The sequence below is a fragment of the Pseudomonas sp. PVC-5-1 genome, from assembly GCF_057444345.1.
On record NZ_CM172024.1, the window covers coordinates 4,444,071 to 4,463,803 of the forward strand.

Consider the following 19,733-nt stretch of genomic DNA (forward strand, 5'->3'; position numbering starts at 1 on the left):
GCGGTAGTGCAGAAATCTGGGGCTGCTGCGCAGCCCATCGCGACACAAGGCCGCTCCTACAAATGCGAGCCAATATTCTTGGCGGCGATTGATTCCATAACCAAATCGTAGGAATCAATGTGCCATTAGTCAGGAAGGCTTAAACACCTCTTCCTATACTGCCTCTGGACAGTCTGCACAGGGTTTAGCGCAGACGAGTGAAAACTCGATCATGAGGCATTCCATGGAATGGCTGGGGCTGCAACTGTTCGCCGACCTGCCGGCAACCGGGCGCATCGTCATCGATTGCCGGCATGAACCGTTCCTGGTTCTGCTTGCCTACCTCGTCGCCTGTGCGGCCTGCTTCGCCACGCTGGACATGGCCGAGCGACAATCCCACAGCGAAGACCCCACCGCCCACCGACAATGGAACATGCTCGGTGCCTGCTGCCTGGCAGGTGGCATCTGGGCCATGCATTTCATCAGCATGCTGGCCTTCCGGGCACCAGTGGAAGTGCACTACGACGCTTCCCTGACCATCCTTTCGCTGCTCATCGCACTGGCCGTCGCCTGGCTGGCCATGCACAGCCTCGACCGCAGCCAGATGCGCGCAATCCATTACCTGCAAAGTGCAGTACTGATCGGCCTGGGCATCATCCTGATGCACTTCGTAGGCATGGCCGCCCTGGAAACCGGTGCCCGCCAGTACTACCAGACCGGCCTGCTGCTGGCCTCTGCCACCATTGCCCTGCTCACCAGCCTGACCGCGCTATACCTGGCCCGCTACTTCCGGCAGGGCAGCGGTACCTTGCACCAGGCCATGAAGTACGGCGCCAGCCTGCTGATGGCTGGTGGTATCGTTGCCACCCACTTTACCGCGATGTCGGCCATGACCCTGGTCATCCCGGCCGACACCGCCCTGCGCCTGCCCTCTGGCGACAACAGCCTGCAACTGGCGCTGGGCATCGGCTTCATCACCATGCTGATCAGTGCTGCCAGCATCAGTACCGCACTGGCCGACAAGAAGCTGCAAAGCAAGGAGCACGACCTGCGCCGGGTCAGCGTGCTGCTCAGCCAACTGGACCAGGCCCGCGCTTCGCTGCAGCAGGCCGCGCACTACGACGCCCTAACCAACCTGGTCAACCGCCGCGGTTTCAACCAGGTGTTCGCCGAACGCCTGGCCGAGCACCAGGCCACGGAAAGCCACCTGGCGGTGATGTTCCTCGACATCGACCATTTCAAGCGCATAAACGACAGCCTCGGTCACGACGCCGGCGACGAACTGCTCAAAGTGATCGCCGGACACATCAAGGCCGCCACCCGAAACCGCGACCTGGTCGCACGCCTGGGCGGCGACGAGTTCTGCGTGGTCACCAGCCTCACCAACCGCGACGAAGCCCGCCACCTGGCCCAGCGCATCATGCAGAGGATGAAAGAGCCCATAAACCTGGGCGGCCGGCGCATGGTCATGACCACCAGCATCGGCATCAGCATCTTCCCCGACGACGGCACCACCGCCGAAGAGCTGCTCAAGCATGCAGACCTTGCCCTGTACCAGTCCAAGGGTAACGGGCGCAACAGCCTGAACTTCTTCAACGACAGCCTGAAGACCCAGGCCTCGATTGCTCTGCAACTGGAAGAGGAACTGCGGGTGGCGCTGCTCGAGGAGCATGGGCTATGCGTGCACTACCAGCCGATCTTCGACCTGCGCAGCAGGCAAGTGGCCAAACTGGAGGCCCTGGTGCGCTGGCAACACCCGCAACACGGCCTGCTCGGGCCTGATCGTTTTGTCGCCATCGCAGAGGCCAACGGGCTGATCATCGACCTCGATCTGTGGGTGCTGCGCCACGCCTGCACCGACCTGGCCTATCTGCAGCGCCACGGTCATGGAAACCTCAAGGTCACGGTCAATTGTTCGGCCGTCACCCTCAGTCACGACGAACTGCCCAACGAAGTGGAAAAGGCGCTGTTCCACGCCGGGCTCGCACCCCGACAGCTGGAACTGGAAGTGACCGAGAACGCCTTGATGGGTGACATCCAGCGCACGGTTAACCTGCTCACGCGCATACGCGCCCTGGGCGTGGCGCTGTCGATCGATGACTTCGGCACCGGCTACTCGTCGCTGGCCTACCTCAAGCGCCTGCCGCTGGACGTGCTTAAGGTCGACCGCAGCTTCCTGCAGGATGTGCCGGGCAGCCAGAAGGATCGCGAAATTGTCCAGGCGATCATCGTCATGGCGCATACCCTGCATCTGCAGGTGGTCAGCGAGGGCGTGGAAACCGCCGAACAGCTGGCGTTTCTCCAAGCCCACGGCTGCGACTACCTGCAGGGCTACCTGCTGGCCCCCCCGGAGCCGCTGGCCGAACTACGCTCGCTACTGGAGCGGGTTCGGCACAAGGGCGGCGTGTTCAGCCCTTGCTGCGATACAGCTCAACCAGGGTCGCCGGATCCTTTTGCAGGTACCCCTGGCTTGCGTGCAGGCGCATCAATTGTGCAGCAAGGCCACTGAGCGGCGTCGCCGAGCCTTGCTCGCGGGAGAACTTGACCGCGCCATCGAGGTCCTTGAGCAGCGTGCGCACATGCCACTTGATCGGCTCGAAGCGGCTCTCGGCCATTTGCGGAGCGAGGATCTGCAACGGTCTGGAGTCGGCAAAACCACCCGCCAGCGCTTCGGCGATCAGCGTCGCGTCGACACCGGACTGTTCAGCCAAGGCAACCACTTCGGCGATTACCAGAGCATTGCAGGCCACGATCATCTGGTTGCAGGCCTTGGTCACCTGGCCTGCGCCCACCGCGCCCATATGCGTCACGCGCTGGCCAAGTACCTGCAGTACCGGGCGCGCACGCTCCAGGTCGGCTGCCTCGCCACCGACCATGATCGCCAGGGTGCCGGCTTCGGCCCCGGGGGTGCCCCCGGACACTGGCGCGTCCAGCCAGGCCATGCCGCACAGCGCTGCCAGTTCGGCGGCCATTTCACGAGTGGCGGTTGGCTCCAGGCTGGAGAAATCGACCAGTAACTGGCCGCTGCGTCCGCCTTGGGCAATGCCTTGCTCGCCGAACACCACCTCGCGGACCACGGCCGTGTCGGCCAGGCACAGCAGCACCATGTCGCTGTCGCGGCACAGTTCGGCAGGGCTGCTGGCCAGGCGCGCGCCAGCCGCGACCAGTGCAGCGCACTTGTCCGGGCTGCGGTTCCATACCGTCAGCGGGTAACCCGCTGCCAGCAGGCGCCGACACATGGGCAGGCCCATCAGGCCGATGCCGGCGAATCCAAGCGAAGGTAGTGCAGTGCTCATCAATGACTCCGGACAAATTCGATATTGATCCGGGCCGCTTTGCGGCCTTCGCGGGCGCGCCCGCTCCCACAGGACCAGCGCTGGTCTGAAGAGCAACATCTGACCTGTGGGAGCGGGCATGCCCGCGAAGGGCTGTAAGGCAGCCCCCATTACGCATCCCGTAAACTGTTACCGCCACGCCGAATTGTTACTTCCCTCTACCCGCCTTGAGCGCCTTCAAGCACCAAAACGGGGCTGCTGCGCATTTTCGCGCACCAAAAGCGATCATGCCTCTGTCGGGCGCTTTGCCTGAATCACGATGAACGGCGAAACCACCACCGCCCAGATCTCTGGATCGCGGCTTTGCAGGTCCAGGGCCTGCTTGGCGGTTACCGGACCAACAGTGCCATCACTACGCCACTTGGCGAAGATCTCGCTGCGATTCTCGGCCATCGCCTCGGCAACGGTGATCAGGTCGAGGCTCGGGTCGACCCAAATCAGGTCACCCTTGGCCCAGAAACGCTCCAGCGCTTTCCACTCGATGATTGCCGTCTCGCCAAGCAATTTGGCATAGAGGGTGCTTGTTTGATCAGTCATGGGTGGTATCCGCAAAAATCGGCCAATAAAAAAGGTCGGCATTTTTGCAGAAAAACCCGGTTTCAAATATGTAATTTGGTCGATTGATCCCGAACTTGTGGGGCGGGGTCGCAGATGCAGGCAGTTTGATGGCGCCTTTCTGTATCTTTGTGTCGATCAAGCGACAACCCAGGAAGCAGGCACTTTTCGACCGCTTTTCAAGCGCTCGAACAGCGCTCTACACTGTACCGGTACAGTTCCGGGACATGTTCCGGGGGAAGGTGGGCTTGCGCGTTGGCATGGCCACGCCGCAAATCCCGCCCGGTCTGTAGCCCTGGCCGCCAGGACTATAAGAATTACAACAGAATGAGTGGAGCACTATGATCAAGATTTCCAAGCTGTTCGCCGCAATGGTTCTGGCAGGGGTAGCCAGCCATTCGTTTGCCGCCGATACCATCAAGATCGGGATTGCAGGCCCCAAGACCGGCCCTGTGACCCAGTACGGCGACATGCAATTCATCGGCGCAAAGCAAGCCATCAAGGATATCAACGCCGCGGGCGGCGTGGATGGCAAGATGCTCGAAGCCAAGGAATACGACGACGCCTGCGATCCTAAACAGGCCGTGGCAGTCGCCAACAAAGTGGTCAACGACGGCGTCAAGTTCGTCATTGGCCACCTGTGCTCCAGCTCTACCCAGCCTGCGTCCGACATCTACGAAGACGAAGGCGTGATCATGATCACCCCGGCCGCGACCTCCCCGGAAATCACCGCACGTGGCTACAAGCTGATCTTCCGCACCATCGGCTTGGACAGCGCCCAGGGCCCGGCTGCCGGCAACTACATCGCCGACCACGTCAAGCCGAAGGTTGTCGCCGTCCTTCACGACAAGCAGCAGTACGGTGAAGGCATCGCCACCGCGGTCAAGCAGACCCTGGAAGGCAAAGGCACCAAGGTTGCCGTATTCGAAGGCCTGAACGCCGGTGACAAGGACTTCTCCTCGATCATCCAGAAGCTCAAGCAGAATAACGTCGACTTCGTCTACTACGGCGGCTACCACCCAGAGCTGGGCCTGATCCTGCGTCAGGCTCAGGAAAAGGGCCTGAAAGCCAAGTTCATGGGCCCGGAAGGCGTGGGCAACGACTCCATCTCGCAGATCGCCCAGAACGCCTCCGAAGGCCTGCTGGTGACCCTGCCGAAGTCGTTCGACGCGGACCCTGCGAACAAGAAGATCGTCGACGCCATCAAGGCTGACGGCAAGGACCCAAGCGGCCCGTTCGTGTTCCCGGCCTACTCGGCTGTCGAGCTGATCGCCCAGGGCATCAAGGAAGCCAAGTCCGAAGATGCCGACAAGGTGGCAGCCGCCATCCACAAAGGTACCTTCAAGACCCCGACCGGTGACCTGTCGTTCGACGACAAAGGCGACCTGAAAGACTTCAAGTTCGTGGTCTACGAATGGCACTTCGGCAAGCCGAAGACCGAAGTCTCCCCTCAGTAACTGCGTGACTAATAGCTGACCGTAGAAGCCCACTGTGCGAGCAGTGGGCTTTGTTTTACGAGGTTCATGGGCCTGATCCCCGCGATCCGGGGGCGGGCTCACCTGAAAATCTTAAAACCGTCACCCGCGGTTTCCTGGCCTACCCCCGCCAGCGAAATGCAAATCAGGTTTTTAGGAGCGCTGTAATGCCTGAGATCTACCATTTCTTCCAACAACTGGTTAATGGATTGACCATCGGCAGCACCTATGCCTTGATCGCCATCGGCTACACGATGGTGTACGGCATCATTGGCATGATCAACTTCGCCCACGGCGAGGTGTACATGATCGGTTCCTACGTGGCCTTCATCGCCCTGGCGGGCCTGGCCATGATGGGTATCCATTCGCTGCCTGTCCTGATGACCGTCGCCTTTGTCGCGACGATCTTCGTCACCAGTGCCTATGGCTACAGCATCGAACGGGTTGCCTACCGCCCCCTGCGCAACAGCAACCGTCTGATCCCGCTGATTTCCGCCATCGGCATGTCGATCTTCCTGCAGAACACCGTCCTGCTGTCGCAAGATTCCAAGGACAAGTCCATCCCCAACCTGATCCCCGGAAGCTTCTCGTTCGGGCCAGGCGGCGCGGAGGAAGTACTGATCAGCTACATGCAGATCCTGGTGTTCGTGGTCACCCTGGTGGCCATGACCTGCCTCACGCTGTTCATCTCCCGTTCCCGCCTGGGCCGTGCCTGCCGCGCCTGCGCCGAGGACATCAAGATGGCCAACCTGCTGGGCATCAACACCAACAACATCATCGCCCTCACTTTCGTCATCGGTGCCGCCCTGGCGGCGGTGGCGGCCGTGCTGCTGAGCATGCAGTACGGGGTGATCAACCCCAACGCCGGTTTCCTGGTGGGCCTGAAGGCCTTCACCGCGGCGGTGCTGGGTGGCATCGGCAGCATTCCGGGCGCCATGCTCGGCGGGCTGGTGCTGGGCGTGGCCGAAGCGTTCGGTGCCGATATCTTCGGCGACCAGTACAAGGACGTTGTGGCATTCGGCTTGTTGGTTCTTGTCCTGCTATTCCGGCCGACCGGCATCCTGGGCCGCCCGGAGGTTGAAAAAGTATGAACAGAAATCTCAAACAGGCGTTCTTCAGCGCCTTGCTGGTATGGGCCGTGGCCTTCCCGGTACTGGGCCTGAAACTGAGCATCGATGGCATCAGCCTGTCCGTGCACAGCCAGGGTTCCTTCAACCTCAGCATCATTGCCCTGTGCTCGGTGCTGATGTTCCTGCGCGTGCTGTTCGACAAGCAGTGGAGCTCGGTAATGGGCCGCCGTTCGGATCGCAAGCTGATCCCGCCGGCGGTCAGCAACTACCTGACCCTGCCGAAAACCCAGCGCTACGTGATCATGGGCCTGATCGTCGCGGCACTGGTGTGGCCGTTCTTCGGCTCGCGCGGCGCGGTCGACATTGCCACGCTGATCCTGATCTACGTGTTGCTGGGCCTGGGCCTGAACATCGTGGTCGGTTTGGCAGGCCTGCTCGACCTCGGTTACGTCGGCTTCTACGCCGTCGGTGCCTACAGCTACGCCATGCTCTCGCACTACCTGGGCTGGAGCTTCTGGGTATGCCTGCCGATCGCCGGCCTCATGGCCGCTACCTTCGGTTTCCTGCTCGGCTTCCCGGTGCTGCGCCTGCGCGGTGACTACCTGGCGATCGTGACCCTCGGCTTCGGCGAGATCATCCGCCTGTTCCTGCGTAACCTCACCGACTGGACCGGCGGCCCCAACGGCATCAGCAACATTCCCAAGCCGGAGTTCTTCGGCCTGACCTTCGAACGCCGTGCCGCCGAAGGCATGCAGACCTTCCATGAGTTCTTCGGGCTGGAATACAACTCGATCAACAAGGTCATCTTCCTCTATCTGGTGGCCCTGCTGCTGGCCCTGCTGGCGCTGTTCGTGATCAACCGCCTGCTGCGCATGCCGATCGGCCGCGCCTGGGAAGCCCTGCGCGAAGACGAGATCGCCTGCCGTGCTCTGGGCCTGAACCCGACCGTGATCAAGCTGTCGGCATTCACCCTGGGCGCCTGCTTCGCCGGTTTCGCCGGCAGCTTCTTCGCTGCGCGCCAAGGCCTGGTGACGCCGGAGTCGTTCACCTTCATCGAGTCGGCGATCATCCTCGCCATCGTCGTGCTCGGCGGCATGGGCTCACAACTGGGCGTGATCCTCGCGGCCATCGTGATGATCCTGCTGCCCGAGCTGATGCGTGAGTTCAGCGAATACCGGATGCTGATGTTCGGTGCGCTGATGGTGTTGATGATGATCTGGCGTCCGCAAGGCCTGCTGCCTATGCAACGTCCACACATGGAGCTGCGTCGATGAGCCGCGAAATTCTGCAAGTCAGCGGCCTGAGCATGCGCTTCGGCGGCTTGTTGGCGGTCAACGGCGTGGGCCTGACCGTCAAGGAAAAACAGGTGGTGGCACTGATCGGCCCGAACGGCGCCGGCAAGACCACCGTGTTCAACTGCCTGACCGGCTTCTACAAGCCCAGCGGCGGCACCATTCTGCTCGATGGCCAGCCGATCCAGGGCCTGGCCGGGCATCAGATCGCCCGCAAGGGCGTGGTGCGAACATTCCAGAACGTGCGCCTGTTCAAGGAAATGACCGCGCTGGAAAACCTGCTGATCGCCCAGCACCGCCACCTCAACACCAACTTCTTCGCCGGCCTGTTCAAGACCCCAAGCTTCCGCCGCAGCGAGAAGGAGGCCATGGAGCGCGCGCAGTACTGGCTGGAGAAGGTCAACCTGACCGAGTTCGCCAACCGTACCGCCGGCACCCTCGCCTACGGGCAGCAGCGCCGTCTGGAAATCGCCCGCTGCATGATGACCCAGCCGCGCATCATCATGCTCGACGAACCGGCTGCGGGCCTGAACCCGAAGGAAACCGAAGACCTCAAGGCGCTGATCGCCTACCTGCGTGAGTCGCACAACGTCACCGTGCTGCTGATCGAGCACGACATGAAGCTGGTGATGAGCATTTCCGACCATATCGTGGTGATCAACCAGGGCACACCCCTGGCCCACGGCACACCGGAAGAGATCCGCGACAACCCTGATGTGATCAAAGCCTACCTGGGGGAAGCGTAAATGCTGAAGTTCGAGAACGTTTCCACCTTCTACGGCAAGATCCAGGCGCTGCACAGCGTCAATGTGGAGATCAACCAGGGCGAGATCGTCACCCTGATCGGCGCCAACGGCGCCGGCAAGTCAACCTTGCTGATGACCTTGTGCGGCTCGCCGCAGGCGCACAGCGGCAGCATCAAGTACCTGGGTGAAGAGCTGGTCGGCCAGCCGTCTTCGCACATCATGCGCAAGAGCATCGCGGTGGTACCGGAAGGCCGCCGCGTGTTCTCCCGCCTGACCGTCGAGGAAAACCTGGCAATGGGTGGTTTCTTCACCTACAAGGGCGATTACCAGGAGCAGCTGGACAAGGTGTTGCAGCTGTTCCCGCGCCTGAAGGAGCGTTATATCCAGCGTGGCGGCACCATGTCCGGTGGCGAGCAGCAGATGCTCGCCATTGGCCGGGCGCTGATGAGCAAGCCCAAGCTGCTGCTGCTCGACGAGCCATCGCTGGGTCTGGCGCCAATCATCATCCAGCAGATCTTCGACATCATCGAACAGCTGCGCCGTGATGGCGTGACGGTGTTCCTGGTGGAGCAGAACGCCAACCAGGCGCTGAAGATCGCTGACCGGGCGTATGTGCTGGAGAACGGCCGGGTGGTGATGCAGGGTACTGGGGAAGCATTGTTGACCGACCCGAAGGTGCGAGACGCGTACCTGGGGGGTTGACCGGGAAAAGGGCCATCTACTGGCCCTTTTTTCTACCTGTCAGAAATGTATTGCCTGTACTGGCCCTATCGCCGGCAAGCCAGCTCCCACAGATACCCCGCAGTTCCTGAAAGTTGTGGGGGCCTGTGGGAGCTGGCTTGCCGGCGATAGGGCCAGCACAGGCAACCATTAACTTGTGATCCAGCGCCAGCCTGAGTAACGTGGCCGGCTTTCATGGCAAAGATTTCCCCGGAGCCCGCCCCATGCGCCTCACCCCCACCCTGCTGCTCACCGCCCTGCTGCCCTTGTTCGCAGGCTGCCAGCTCATGGCTGACACCCCCAGCGACCCGAACATCGGCACTACGCGCATGCAGGGCGAGCTGCGTGCCGGCGGTGGCCAGCTGCTGTTCAAGCCGTGCAGCGAAAACCGTACTTTCGTGATCAACGACGTCGCCGCAACCGGCATCCTGCAGGAAGCCGCCAACCTCGCCAAGGACGCCAACGACAAACTGTTCGCCGACGTCCGTGGCCACCTCACCGGCAGCAGACAGGCCAACAACGACGGCCAGCTGGAAGTTCGCCGCCTGTACCGCCTGGAACCTTCCACCCGCGCCTGTGAAGACCCTAACTTCAAGCAGCTGACCCTGCGCGCCAACGGCCATGAGCCGGAATGGGACATCAAGGCCAGCGGCAAAGGCATGGTGCTCAACCGCGTCGGCCAGGATCCCCTGCCCCTGCCCTTTCTGGAAGAAGAAGTGCCCGGCGGCGGCCTGACCCTGACCAGCGAAGCCAACGGCCAGCACGTGGAGCTGTGGGTCGCGCCACAACGCTGTGTAGACACCGCCACCGGCGCCATCCGCCACTTGCGTGCCGAACTGCGCATCGACGGCAAGAGCCTGCTGGGCTGCGGTTACTATGGCGGTGCACGCGACAACTGATCGCCGGGTGCTTTTATCCTGCCAGTCGGGGCGGCGAACAGCTTATACTTGGCGGTTTGTGTAAAGCCGCCGGCCGCCCATGGCCGGGATACTGGACCCTGCCATGCTACGAATCACCGAACTGAAGCTGCCCCTGGACCATCCCGACGAAGCCCTGCGTGAAGCGATCGTCCAGCGCCTGGGCATCCGCGACGAGCAACTGCTCAGCTTCAACCTGTTCAAGCGCAGCTACGATGCGCGCAAGAAGAGCAGCGAACTGCTGTTCATCTACACCATCGACCTGGAAGCCAGCAACGAAGCCGAGCTGCTCAGCAAGTTCGCCGACGATCGCAATATCGGCCCGGCGCCAGACGTAACCTACAAGTTCGTCGGCAAGGCCCCTGCCGATCTGCAGGAGCGCCCGATCGTGGTCGGCTTCGGCCCGTGCGGCATCTTCGCCGGCCTGTTGCTGGCACAGATGGGCTTCAAGCCGATCATCCTCGAGCGCGGCAAGGAAGTACGCCAGCGCACCAAGGACACCTGGGGCCTGTGGCGCAAGAGCGTGCTCAACCCCGAGTCCAACGTGCAGTTCGGCGAAGGCGGTGCCGGTACCTTCTCCGACGGCAAGCTGTACAGCCAGATCAAGGACCCGCAGCACCACGGCCGCAAGGTGCTGGAGGAGTTCGTCAAGGCCGGTGCGCCGGACGAGATCCTGTACATAAACAAACCGCACATCGGTACCTTCCGCCTCACCGGCATGGTCGAGCAGATGCGTCAGGACATGATCGCCCTCGGCGCCGAAGTGCGCTTCCAGCAGAAGGTCACCGACCTGCTGATCGAGGATGGGCAACTGACCGGCGTGGTGCTGGAGAGCGGCGAACAGCTGCACTCGCGCCATGTGGTGCTAGCGCTGGGCCACAGTGCCCGCGACACCTTCCGCATGCTGCACGCCAAAGGCGTGTACATGGAAGCCAAACCGTTCTCGGTGGGCTTCCGTATCGAGCACCCGCAAACGCTGATCGACAAGGCGCGCCTGGGCAAGTACGCCGGTCACCCGAAACTCGGTGCCGCCGACTACAAACTGGTGTACCACGCCAAGAATGGCCGCTCGGTGTACAGCTTCTGCATGTGCCCAGGCGGCACCGTGGTCGCAGCAACCAGCGAGCCAGGCCGGGTGGTTACCAACGGCATGAGCCAGTACTCGCGTAACGAGCGCAACGCCAACTCCGGCATCGTCGTCGGCATCGACCCCGAGCGCGATTACCCGGGCGGCCCGCTGGCCGGCATCGAGCTGCAGGAACGCCTGGAAGCCCACGCCTACGTGATGGGCGGCAGCAACTACCAGGCCCCGGCACAGCTGGTGGGTGACTTCGTCGCTGGCCGGCCGTCGACTGCACTGGGCAGTGTCGAGCCGTCCTACAAACCGGGCGTGACCCTGGGCGACCTGGCGCCGAGCCTGCCGGACTTCGCCATCGAAGCCATTCGCGAGGCGCTGCCAGCGTTCGACCGGCAGATCAAGGGCTACAACCTGCATGATGCAGTGCTGACCGGGATCGAGACCCGCACCTCCTCGCCGCTGCGCATTACCCGCGGTGAGGACTTCCAGAGCCTGAACCTCAAGGGGCTGTTCCCGGCGGGTGAAGGGGCCGGGTATGCGGGCGGGATCCTGTCGGCGGGTGTCGATGGGATTCGCATCGCTGAGGCGGTGGCGCGGGATATGCTCGGCCTCTGAGCCTTTATTGCCTGCCAGGGCCCTTTCGCGGGCTTGCCCGCGCCCACACGTGCCGCGCCAGATCTGAATGTGGCGCGGAACCTGTGGGAGCGGGCAAGCCCGCGAATAGGCCCTGACAGCAATCAGAATTATCCAACCCAGAGATCAGACTCTCCCTCCCCCTTCCTTCCCCATCTGCATCTAGGCTTCCCTCAGCCCAGCCAGTAACAACATATAACAAAAACGAATATGGTTTTTGTTTGAAAGCATATCGCCAAAGGCTAGGGTGTACGCCCGTTCCATTGTCAACTGCTCATGGAGAGCCTATAGCCCGTGCGTAGCCTGTTCACCCGCTTCTTCCAGCTCGAAGCCGCCAGTGGCCTGTTGCTGATCGCTGCGGCCATCCTGGCCCTGATAATCAACAACTCGCCGCTGTCCTACCTGTACAGCGGCCTGCTCGACGTTCCCGTCGCCGTTCAGGTCGGTGCGCTGCACATCGCCAAACCGCTGTTGCTTTGGATCAACGACGGCCTGATGGCCCTGTTCTTCCTGCTGATCGGCCTGGAGGTCAAGCGCGAGGTAGTCGACGGCCACCTGTCCAAGCCCTCCCAGGTAATCCTGCCAGCCACCGCCGCAGTGGGCGGCATGGTGATACCGGCACTGATCTACTGGTTCATCAACCGTGACAACCCTGCCGCCATAGCCGGCTGGGCTATCCCCACAGCCACCGACATCGCCTTCGCCCTCGGCGTACTGGCCCTGCTGGGCAAGCGCGTGCCGGTGTCGCTGAAACTGTTCCTGATGACCCTGGCGATCATCGACGACCTGGGTGCGATCATCGTCATTGCCCTGTTCTACTCGGGCACCCTGTCGAGCATGTCGCTGCTGCTGGCTGCCGCCTGCCTGGTATTGCTGGTGTCGATGAATCGGCTTGGCGTGGTCAAGCTTGGGCCCTACATGGTCGTTGGCCTGATCCTGTGGGTCTGCGTGCTCAAGAGCGGCGTGCATGCCACCCTGGCCGGCGTCGCCCTGGCCCTGTGCATCCCGCTGCGCACGCGCCATGCCGAACGCTCACCACTGCTTGCCCTGGAACACGCCCTGCATCCTTGGGTTGCCTACGCCATCCTGCCGCTGTTCGCTTTCGCCAACGCCGGTGTATCGCTGGCAGGCATGACCGTAGAAAGCTTCACCCACCCGGTGCCACTGGGCATCGCCGTGGGGCTGCTGCTGGGCAAGACCGTGGGTGTCTTCGGCCTGACATGGGTCGCGGTAAAGCTGCGCCTGGCCGCGCTGCCTGCAGGCGCCAGTTGGGGGCAATTGCTGGGTGTGGCGATACTTTGCGGTATCGGCTTCACCATGAGCCTGTTCGTCGGCTCGCTCGCCTTTGTGCCTGGCAGCAGTGATTACGCCGGGATGGACCGCATGGGTATTCTCACCGGCTCGTTCTTCGCCGCCGTGATCGGCTATGCAGTAACCGCCATGGCCAGCCGCAAGTCGAACGTCGGCTGACCTGGCCGCAGCATGAAAAAACCCCGACTGGCGAGCGCCATGTCGGGGTTTTGTCTTGTTGGGCTACGGTCAGTGCGTGACGCGGCTGGTGCCATCGACGGTCATGATGCGCACGCGGTCGCCAACGCGGAAGATCTCGTTCTGCTGCACGGCCTGCACATAGGCACGCATGCTGCCATCGTCCTCACGCACGGTGATTTCGACACCCTGGGTACGGGTCAGGCCCTCTTCGGCGGCGGAACCCGCCAGGCCACCGGCAACGGCACCGATCACGGCGGCGACGATGCTACCACGGCCACCACCCACGGCGCTCCCGGCCACGCCACCGACGATGGCGCCAGCACCGCCACCGATCGGGGTCTTGGTGCCTTCGATCTTGACCGGACGCAGGGACTCGATAGTGCCCATGCGCACGGTTTGCACGCGGCGGGCCTCATCACGGGAGTAGCTGTCACCGGTCAGGCTCGAGGCACAGCCACCCAGCAACAGCGACATGGTGGTAAAGGTCGCCACCAGCAAAGCGGATTTACGCATGGGTAAGGTCTCCATAAGTCAGGTGCTAATTAGACGCTGCACGTTGACGGCTGTCACGGTACAAACGTAATAAAATTGTTTTCATTCAGCCAAGGGACAGCCTGCACGGCTGTGTCGAGGCCTTTCAAGTGAGACCAAGGATAGCCATGGATTACTTCATCGTCGTGGTCACCACCGTTGCGGGGCTGTATTTCCACTGGTGGCTGTATGTGCGCATGCGCCGCTGGATGGACCGTGACCTGGCGTTGTCGCTGGCTGGGGCGGACCCCGGAAAACGCGCTTATATGGTGCAAAGGCTGGAGCAGGCGCGGGTGGAGAAGGTGGGGCGCAAGCAGTTGGCGGGGTGGCTGGAGCGGGAAGCTGCGGGGTATCCTGGGTAGCCTGATGGAGTGCCGGGGCTGCTGCGCAGCCCTTTCGCGACACAAGGCCGCTCCTACAGGGGGCCGCGTCAGTTGCCGGGATCGCGATCTCCTGTAGGAGCGGCCTCGTGTCGCGAAAGGGCCACAAAGCGGCCCCAACAATCTCAGGGCGCCAACCGCTCCCGCAGCCATTGCCCATCTACCAGCCGGTAGTTCAGTCGGTCATGCAGACGGCTGGCCCGCCCCTGCCAGAACTCGATGCGTTCAGGCAGCAAACGATACCCACCCCAATGTTCCGGGCAATGCGGCTGGGTGTCGGAAAAGCGCGCCTCGGTGGCCTTGACCAGCCCCTCCAGCTCCTCACGACCGGCAATCACCTGGCTCTGTGGCGAAGCCCAAGCCCCCAGGCGGCTACCCAGCGGGCGCACCTGGTAGTAGGCGTCAGACTCCTCGGGGGTGACCTTTTCCACCCGCCCTTCGATGCGCACCTGGCGCTCCAGCGCTGGCCAGAAGAAGGTCATGGCGGCGAAAGGGTTGACCAGCAGTTGCTGGCCCTTGGCACTATCGTAGTTGGTGAAGAAAGTGAAGCCACGCTCATCGAGCCCCTTCAGCAACAAGATACGGCAGTGCGGGCGGCCTTCACCGTCGACAGTGGCCAAGGTCATGGCGTTGGCTTCCACCGGCACCTGCTCGGTTTTCACCGCTTCGGCGAACCACTGGTGGAACAGGGCGAACGGCTCCCCCGGGGCCTGGGATTCGGCCAGGCCATCACGGGTGTAGTCGCGGCGCATATCGGCCAGGGATTGGGTCATTGCTGCGTTCCTTGACGATCAGTTGGTCTTCGCAGGGCTGTTGGCAGCTACTTTCTTTTCAGTGGTAGCTTTCTTGGCAACCGGCTTGGCCGGTGCAGCTTTTTTCTTGGCCGTGGTCTTGGCTGGCGCCTTGGCCTTGGCTTTGGTCACAGGCTTCTTCGCCACAGCCTTGGTGGCCGGCTTGCTGTCGGCAGGCTTGGCAGCAGGTGCTTTGACATCTTGCACCGCCACCATTGGCGCGCGCGCCGGGGCGGCTTGCTGGTACTTGGCCAGCAGGGCGACCATGGTGTTCTGCGGGGTCAACAGCATTTCCACACGGCGGTTCAGGGCACGGCCCTCGGCGCTGTCGTTGGCGGCGCGCGGCATTTCCGAGCCCATGCCCTTGAGGTTCAGACGGTCACGCTGCAGGCCGCTGAGGCGGAAGATGGCCGACACCGAAGCGGCGCGCTCCAGGCTGAGCTTCTGGTTGGCGGCAGCGACACCGCTACTGTCGGCATGGCCGAGTACCAGCACGGCGGTCTTGGCATCGCCTTCGACAGTCTTGGCCACACGGGTGATCGGGCCCAGGGTCATCGGCAGCAGCATGTTTGGGCGATCGGGGTTGTACGAACTGTCCACCGGGATGGTTACGGCCAGCACGTTGTCACGACGCTCCAGCTCCAGCTTGCTGCCCTTGATCGCCTCACGCAGCTTTGGCTCGTACTCGTCCAGCCAGGCCTGGGTGGCCTTCTGGTCGACCTTCGGCACCACCGGCCCCTTGGCCTGCTTCTGTTCACCGCCGAACGGCCACCACCAACGGCTGGCGTTGTCGGACTTGGCGTCGGCCTTGGCCACATTTTCCGTGACGGCTTGCTTCACTTCCTGCTCGGCAACCTTGTCCGAACCGAAGGGCCACCAGCTCGAGGCGCTGTCCTTCGAGCCGTCCTGGGGGTGACTGGCGCAGCCGGTAACGGCGGTCAGGCACAGGGCGAGTGCTAAGGTTTTGTGTGAAGACATCAGCGATACACCATGAAATAGAAAGAAATTTTGCTTACGCCCTTCAGGCGTTGGCATTGAGGATAGTCAAAGGGCTGGGGCAATACCCGCATTACCCGATCAAAGGCAACTGGCAAGGACGCGTACCAGTTTCTGGGCTCGCGGGTCCATGAGCACATAAGGGCCAAGGGTATTGACCACGAAACCGAAGGCCACATCGTGTTCCGGGTCAGCGAAACCAACCGAGCCGCCGGCGCCTGGGTGGCCGAAGGCGCGGGCCCCGAGGCCGAACGTGGCATTGGCCACGTCTGGCTGGTCGAGCATGCAGCCCAGGCCAAAACGGGTCTGGGTGAGCAGAGTACGATCCTGGCCGAGGCTGTGCTCACGGGTGAGATCGTCGAGCAGCTCTGATTCGAGCAGGCTACCGTCCAGCAGCCCGGCATAGAAGCCCGCCAGGCTGCGCGCATTGCCATGGCCGTTGGCGGCTGGCTGCTGCATGCGCCGCCACTCCGGCTTGTTGGTACTGGTCAGGATCGCCGGCGGGTTGGTGAAGGCGCGGGTCGACAGGGCCTCGGGCTCGCGCATGGTCACCTGCAGCAGGCGCTGAGCTGCAGCGTCCCCGGCGTTGCCCTTGCCACGGGCGATATGCGCTACGCGATGAAACTCATCGTCCGCCAGGCCGATATGAAAATCCAGCCCCAACGGCCGAGCGGTACGGGCCACGATCGAGTCGCCGGGGCCACGGCCGTCGGCACGGCGGATCAGCTCGCCGATCAGCCAGCCGTAGGTAATGGCGGCATAGCCATGCTCGCTGCCGGGTGTCCACCAGGGCGTTTCGGCAGCCAGAGCATCGACCATGGCCTGCCAGTCATACAGTGCCTCGGCCGGCAGCAGCTCACGGATGGCCGGCAAGCCGGCGCGGTGGCTGAGCAGCTGGCGCAGGGTGATCGCCTGTTTGCCTGCCTGGGCGAACTCGGGCCAGTAGTTGGCCACCGGCGCATCAAGGGCCAGCTTGCCCTCGCCGACCAGTTGCAGGGCGGTGACAGCGGTGAAGGTCTTGGTGCAGGAGAACAGGTTGGCGATGGTATCGCTGTGCCAGGCCTGCTGGCCGTCCTTGTCGGCACTGCCGGCCCACAGGTCGACCACGGTTTCGCCACCAACCTGGATGCACAGCGCGGCGCCACGCTCCTGGGGATCATCGAACAGCGCGGCGAAGGCTTCGCGCACTGCTTCGAACTTCAGCTCATAGTGACCCTGGATCTGCACCCGCTGTTCTCCGTACGACCAATTCCGAAAATGGTGTGCATTGTTTCAGTAGTTGCGTGTTTTGCAAACTGGCTTGGGCCAAGTGGTCGCGACGAATGGCAGCCAGAACTAACGGTGCCCCTGTAGGAGCGGCCTTGTGTCGCGATGGGCTGCGCAGCAGCCCCGGCAATTTGTGCATTGCGACTGAGATCCTGGGGCTGCTGCGCAGCCCATCGCGACACAAGGCCGCTCCTACACCAGACCGCGTCGTCCTGGGCTAGGGCGCCGGTTGTTCCAGTTGGACGCGCAGCTGGCTCATTGCCTGGAAGTTGCTCTTGCGCACGGCATCGACAAACCCCGGGTATGGCATATCGGTGATCGCCACCAACCCTAGGTGACCGTTCTCGCCATCGAGCAGGCGGCCGCTGGCCGGCTGGTCGAGGTACTGGAACCAGTGCGCGCCAACGATCATCGGCTGCGCCAGGGCCGCCTTGAGGAAGTTGCCGTAGGCCGGGCCACGGTCTTCTTCCCGCGCCACTTCCAGCGGCCCCGGCCAGAACGGCCCGCGATCGCGCGAGCCGAACTGGAACTCGGACACCAACACCGGCTTGTCCAGCTCGGCCAGGCGGGTGAAGTCGTAGCCGTCCTGCGGCTTGAGGGTATAGAAGTTGAAGCTGAGCACATCGCAGAACTCGGCGCAGGCCTTGACCGCCTCCGGCGTGCTGACGGCATAGCGGCCACCCAGCAGCAAGTGATTGGGCGCATGCCACTTCAACGAGTCGGCAATGGTCCTGAAGTAGGTTTCGGCGAACACCTGCTGGAAGTGCTGGTAGTCACGCTCGATTTCCGGGTGCTCCGGGTTCGGCAACGGTGCCTCGAAGCCCGGGTCCTCCATCAGTTCCCAGGCGCTCAGCTCGATGCCCCAGGCCTTGGACAACCCTTCCTGATTGCGGTACTTGTCACGCAACTGCTTGAGGAAGGCGCGCTTGGCCGGTACATCGGTAGTCAGGCGCAAGGTTCCGTAGGCCAGGCCGTAACGCGCCTTCGGGTCGCTACCGGGGGCGGCCCAGGACAGTTCGTTGTCAGCGAAATAGCCGATCAGCCAGGGGTCGTCACGGTGATCGCGGGCGGCAATGGCAACGGCGCGCTCGGTGGCCATGGCAAAACGCGGGTCGAACGGGTCGGGCATGCGGCCCCACCAGTCCATGCCGGTGCTGATGCTGGCGTAATCCCCCACGATCGATAGCGGCAAGGTGTACGGTATGCGCCTGGCTTGGCCCAGTGCCGGTTCGCTCCAGTTGCCGACCGTGTTGAAACCCCAGGCCTGCAGGCGGTCGAGCGCATGCGCCTGCCAGCGGGCGGTATCCAGCGCCAATGGTGGGCAGCTTGCCGGCTGCCCCTCTACCGCGGGCGGGCAGGGTTTGCCATAGGTGCGCTGCAGGTTGGCGGCATAGAAATCGAACCAGCGCCCCTGCTTGAAGTTGCGACCTTGCGACGAGGGGTTGCCATCGTCGTTGTTGCCATCACCATAGAATGCGGCCAGTGCATCCCCCTTAACCGGCAACCCCTTGAACATCCCCTCACGCCCGGCGACGTAGGTACGCCCGCCATCCGCGGCGACGGCATTCACCCCCAGGGAATAGAACGGATGCCCCTCGGGCGTTACCAGGTACCAGCGGCCGTCACGCTTTTCGGTGCGGAAGAAGCCTTTGGCCTCGAACGCCGGCCCGGCCAGCAGGCCTCCGTAAGCGTCCAGCTGCTGCTTGCCACGCTCTGCCAGCCAGCCTTTGAGCTGTTGCTGCTCGCGTACATCGGCCGCCTTGAGCTGCTCGTCATTGGTAACCTTTTCTGGCCAATGGCCGCGGGTGGACTGGCCATAGGCATCGATCAGCTCCTGGTAGGCCGCCTTGTATGCCTGGTCGTCATCCTGAATGCCCACCCGCTCGATCAGCAGGTTCTGCGCCACCTTGGGGTTGGGGATACTCAGGCTGACCGACGTCACCTGCTTGAGGTCGACCGCACCGGCGCTGCTGGTCAGCAGCAGGCGCTGGCCGCCATGGTTCCAGGGCATGGGCGGGCCGGCGCGCATGCCTTGGCTCAACGGCGAACTGGCCGTCAGCGGTACCATCACGGTTTGTGCAGGACCGGCCGGAAGGTCGATGCGGCTGGTCAACGTGCGCCCATCACTGCCCTGCACCACCACATCCACGGTCAGCGCCCAATCCATCGCGCTTTGCAGGCGCAAGGTCAGGAACTGACCGCCGGACCAGTCCCACACACCGCTTTGCGGGCTCAGGCGCAGGGTCGGCCGCTCGGCCGGGTTGAACACCACGCGCCGCAACACTTCGCCTTCGGCCGTCTGCTCCGCGTTGTACTGCGGCATGCCGGCATCCTCGGTCGCCACATTGACCACCGAGGCCGGGCGCACGAAGCTGAAAAGCGTCTGCTGCCCAGCCAGCAACGGCGAGCTGAACAACAGGGCAAAAACGGCGGGCAGGGTACGGCGGACCATAAGGCTGGGGCTCTCCTTCAGGGCCC

17 protein-coding genes are annotated in these 19,733 nt (G+C 63.0%); 10 read left to right on the top strand and 7 right to left on the bottom strand.

The window, feature by feature from the left end; translation table 11 throughout:
- Positions 1-223: 223 nt before the first annotated feature.
- Positions 224-2,488: a putative bifunctional diguanylate cyclase/phosphodiesterase gene (locus AC2T3R_RS20350; protein WP_486745297.1), complete on the top strand. Its 2,265-nt coding sequence runs from the start codon at positions 224-226 to the stop codon at positions 2,486-2,488.
- Here AC2T3R_RS20350 and AC2T3R_RS20355 read toward each other — a convergent pair.
- On the bottom strand, positions 2,388-3,275 hold the full coding sequence (locus AC2T3R_RS20355; RefSeq protein WP_410953239.1) for an NAD(P)-dependent oxidoreductase: 888 nt from the start codon (positions 3,273-3,275) through the stop codon (positions 2,388-2,390). The two genes, AC2T3R_RS20350 and AC2T3R_RS20355, sit on opposite strands and share 101 nt — an antisense overlap.
- Positions 3,276-3,539: 264 nt before the next feature.
- The gene (locus AC2T3R_RS20360) at positions 3,540-3,851 is read right to left on the bottom strand and encodes a DUF2288 domain-containing protein (RefSeq protein WP_486744179.1); all 312 of its coding nucleotides are present in this window, start codon (positions 3,849-3,851) and stop codon (positions 3,540-3,542) included.
- A gap of 359 nt (positions 3,852-4,210) precedes the next feature.
- Between AC2T3R_RS20360 and AC2T3R_RS20365 the strand changes: the two genes are divergently transcribed.
- The 8 genes from AC2T3R_RS20365 to nhaA all read left to right on the top strand — a co-directional run bounded on the left by AC2T3R_RS20365 (position 4,211) and on the right by nhaA (position 13,270).
- The gene (locus AC2T3R_RS20365) at positions 4,211-5,326 is read left to right on the top strand and encodes a branched-chain amino acid ABC transporter substrate-binding protein (protein WP_024087643.1); all 1,116 of its coding nucleotides are present in this window, start codon (positions 4,211-4,213) and stop codon (positions 5,324-5,326) included.
- Positions 5,327-5,511: 185 nt separating this feature from the next.
- A complete protein-coding gene (gene livH / locus AC2T3R_RS20370) occupies positions 5,512-6,435 on the top strand; it encodes a high-affinity branched-chain amino acid ABC transporter permease LivH (RefSeq protein WP_013973918.1) in 924 nt (307 codons plus the stop codon).
- Complete coding sequence (locus AC2T3R_RS20375; protein WP_063913105.1) at positions 6,432-7,688, top strand: high-affinity branched-chain amino acid ABC transporter permease LivM; 1,257 nt, start codon at positions 6,432-6,434, stop codon at positions 7,686-7,688. The genes livH and AC2T3R_RS20375 overlap by 4 nt, the downstream gene beginning before the upstream one ends.
- Positions 7,685-8,452 carry a high-affinity branched-chain amino acid ABC transporter ATP-binding protein LivG gene (gene livG, locus AC2T3R_RS20380; protein ID WP_013973920.1) on the top strand — a complete coding sequence of 256 codons (768 nt, stop codon included), beginning with the start codon at positions 7,685-7,687 and terminating at the stop codon, positions 8,450-8,452. Before AC2T3R_RS20375 ends, livG begins: the two co-directional genes overlap by 4 nt.
- Positions 8,453-9,154, top strand: coding sequence for an ABC transporter ATP-binding protein (locus tag AC2T3R_RS20385; protein ID WP_486744180.1), 702 nt, complete (start codon positions 8,453-8,455; stop codon positions 9,152-9,154).
- A 242-nt stretch (positions 9,155-9,396) separates the two neighbouring features.
- The gene (locus AC2T3R_RS20390) at positions 9,397-10,071 is read left to right on the top strand and encodes a COG3650 family protein (protein ID WP_410953236.1); all 675 of its coding nucleotides are present in this window, start codon (positions 9,397-9,399) and stop codon (positions 10,069-10,071) included.
- A 103-nt stretch (positions 10,072-10,174) separates the two neighbouring features.
- The gene (locus AC2T3R_RS20395; protein WP_486744181.1) at positions 10,175-11,782 is read left to right on the top strand and encodes an NAD(P)/FAD-dependent oxidoreductase; all 1,608 of its coding nucleotides are present in this window, start codon (positions 10,175-10,177) and stop codon (positions 11,780-11,782) included.
- Positions 11,783-12,094: 312 nt separating this feature from the next.
- Entirely contained in the window at positions 12,095-13,270 is a 1,176-nt protein-coding gene (gene nhaA, locus AC2T3R_RS20400; RefSeq protein WP_024087644.1) for a Na+/H+ antiporter NhaA, read from the top strand.
- Positions 13,271-13,339: 69 nt separating this feature from the next.
- Here the strand turns inward: nhaA and AC2T3R_RS20405 are convergent, their stop codons facing one another.
- On the bottom strand, positions 13,340-13,804 hold the full coding sequence (locus AC2T3R_RS20405; protein ID WP_013973925.1) for an outer membrane lipoprotein: 465 nt from the start codon (positions 13,802-13,804) through the stop codon (positions 13,340-13,342).
- Positions 13,805-13,950: 146 nt separating this feature from the next.
- Between AC2T3R_RS20405 and AC2T3R_RS20410 the strand changes: the two genes are divergently transcribed.
- Positions 13,951-14,184 carry a hypothetical protein gene (locus tag AC2T3R_RS20410; RefSeq protein WP_410953235.1) on the top strand — a complete coding sequence of 78 codons (234 nt, stop codon included), beginning with the start codon at positions 13,951-13,953 and terminating at the stop codon, positions 14,182-14,184.
- Positions 14,185-14,327: 143 nt separating this feature from the next.
- Here the strand turns inward: AC2T3R_RS20410 and pdxH are convergent, their stop codons facing one another.
- The 4 genes from pdxH to AC2T3R_RS20430 all read right to left on the bottom strand — a co-directional run bounded on the left by pdxH (position 14,328) and on the right by AC2T3R_RS20430 (position 19,707).
- Complete coding sequence (gene pdxH / locus AC2T3R_RS20415) at positions 14,328-14,975, bottom strand: pyridoxamine 5'-phosphate oxidase (RefSeq protein ID WP_013973927.1); 648 nt, start codon at positions 14,973-14,975, stop codon at positions 14,328-14,330.
- Between the two features lie 18 nt (positions 14,976-14,993).
- Entirely contained in the window at positions 14,994-15,971 is a 978-nt protein-coding gene (locus AC2T3R_RS20420; RefSeq protein WP_486744182.1) for an OmpA family protein, read from the bottom strand.
- A 99-nt stretch (positions 15,972-16,070) separates the two neighbouring features.
- The gene (locus AC2T3R_RS20425; protein WP_410953234.1) at positions 16,071-17,216 is read right to left on the bottom strand and encodes a serine hydrolase domain-containing protein; all 1,146 of its coding nucleotides are present in this window, start codon (positions 17,214-17,216) and stop codon (positions 16,071-16,073) included.
- Between the two features lie 256 nt (positions 17,217-17,472).
- Positions 17,473-19,707 carry a beta-galactosidase gene (locus tag AC2T3R_RS20430; RefSeq protein WP_486744183.1) on the bottom strand — a complete coding sequence of 745 codons (2,235 nt, stop codon included), beginning with the start codon at positions 19,705-19,707 and terminating at the stop codon, positions 17,473-17,475.
- Positions 19,708-19,733: the final 26 nt, after the last annotated feature.

What these genes read in the sequence shown, in the direction of transcription:
- AC2T3R_RS20350 (WP_486745297.1), top strand. Translation starts at nt 224, where the DNA reads ATGGAATGGCTGGGGCTGCAACTGTTCGCCGACCTGCCGGCAACCGGG.
- AC2T3R_RS20355 (WP_410953239.1), bottom strand. Translation starts at nt 3,275, where the DNA reads ATGAGCACTGCACTACCTTCGCTTGGATTCGCCGGCATCGGCCTGATG.
- AC2T3R_RS20360 (WP_486744179.1), bottom strand. Translation starts at nt 3,851, where the DNA reads ATGACTGATCAAACAAGCACCCTCTATGCCAAATTGCTTGGCGAGACG.
- AC2T3R_RS20365 (WP_024087643.1), top strand. Translation starts at nt 4,211, where the DNA reads ATGATCAAGATTTCCAAGCTGTTCGCCGCAATGGTTCTGGCAGGGGTA.
- livH (WP_013973918.1), top strand. Translation starts at nt 5,512, where the DNA reads ATGCCTGAGATCTACCATTTCTTCCAACAACTGGTTAATGGATTGACC.
- AC2T3R_RS20375 (WP_063913105.1), top strand. Translation starts at nt 6,432, where the DNA reads ATGAACAGAAATCTCAAACAGGCGTTCTTCAGCGCCTTGCTGGTATGG.
- livG (WP_013973920.1), top strand. Translation starts at nt 7,685, where the DNA reads ATGAGCCGCGAAATTCTGCAAGTCAGCGGCCTGAGCATGCGCTTCGGC.
- AC2T3R_RS20385 (WP_486744180.1), top strand. Translation starts at nt 8,453, where the DNA reads ATGCTGAAGTTCGAGAACGTTTCCACCTTCTACGGCAAGATCCAGGCG.
- AC2T3R_RS20390 (WP_410953236.1), top strand. Translation starts at nt 9,397, where the DNA reads ATGCGCCTCACCCCCACCCTGCTGCTCACCGCCCTGCTGCCCTTGTTC.
- AC2T3R_RS20395 (WP_486744181.1), top strand. Translation starts at nt 10,175, where the DNA reads ATGCTACGAATCACCGAACTGAAGCTGCCCCTGGACCATCCCGACGAA.
- AC2T3R_RS20405 (WP_013973925.1), bottom strand. Translation starts at nt 13,804, where the DNA reads ATGCGTAAATCCGCTTTGCTGGTGGCGACCTTTACCACCATGTCGCTG.
- AC2T3R_RS20410 (WP_410953235.1), top strand. Translation starts at nt 13,951, where the DNA reads ATGGATTACTTCATCGTCGTGGTCACCACCGTTGCGGGGCTGTATTTC.
- pdxH (WP_013973927.1), bottom strand. Translation starts at nt 14,975, where the DNA reads ATGACCCAATCCCTGGCCGATATGCGCCGCGACTACACCCGTGATGGC.
- AC2T3R_RS20420 (WP_486744182.1), bottom strand. Translation starts at nt 15,971, where the DNA reads ATGTCTTCACACAAAACCTTAGCACTCGCCCTGTGCCTGACCGCCGTT.
- AC2T3R_RS20430 (WP_486744183.1), bottom strand. Translation starts at nt 19,707, where the DNA reads ATGGTCCGCCGTACCCTGCCCGCCGTTTTTGCCCTGTTGTTCAGCTCG.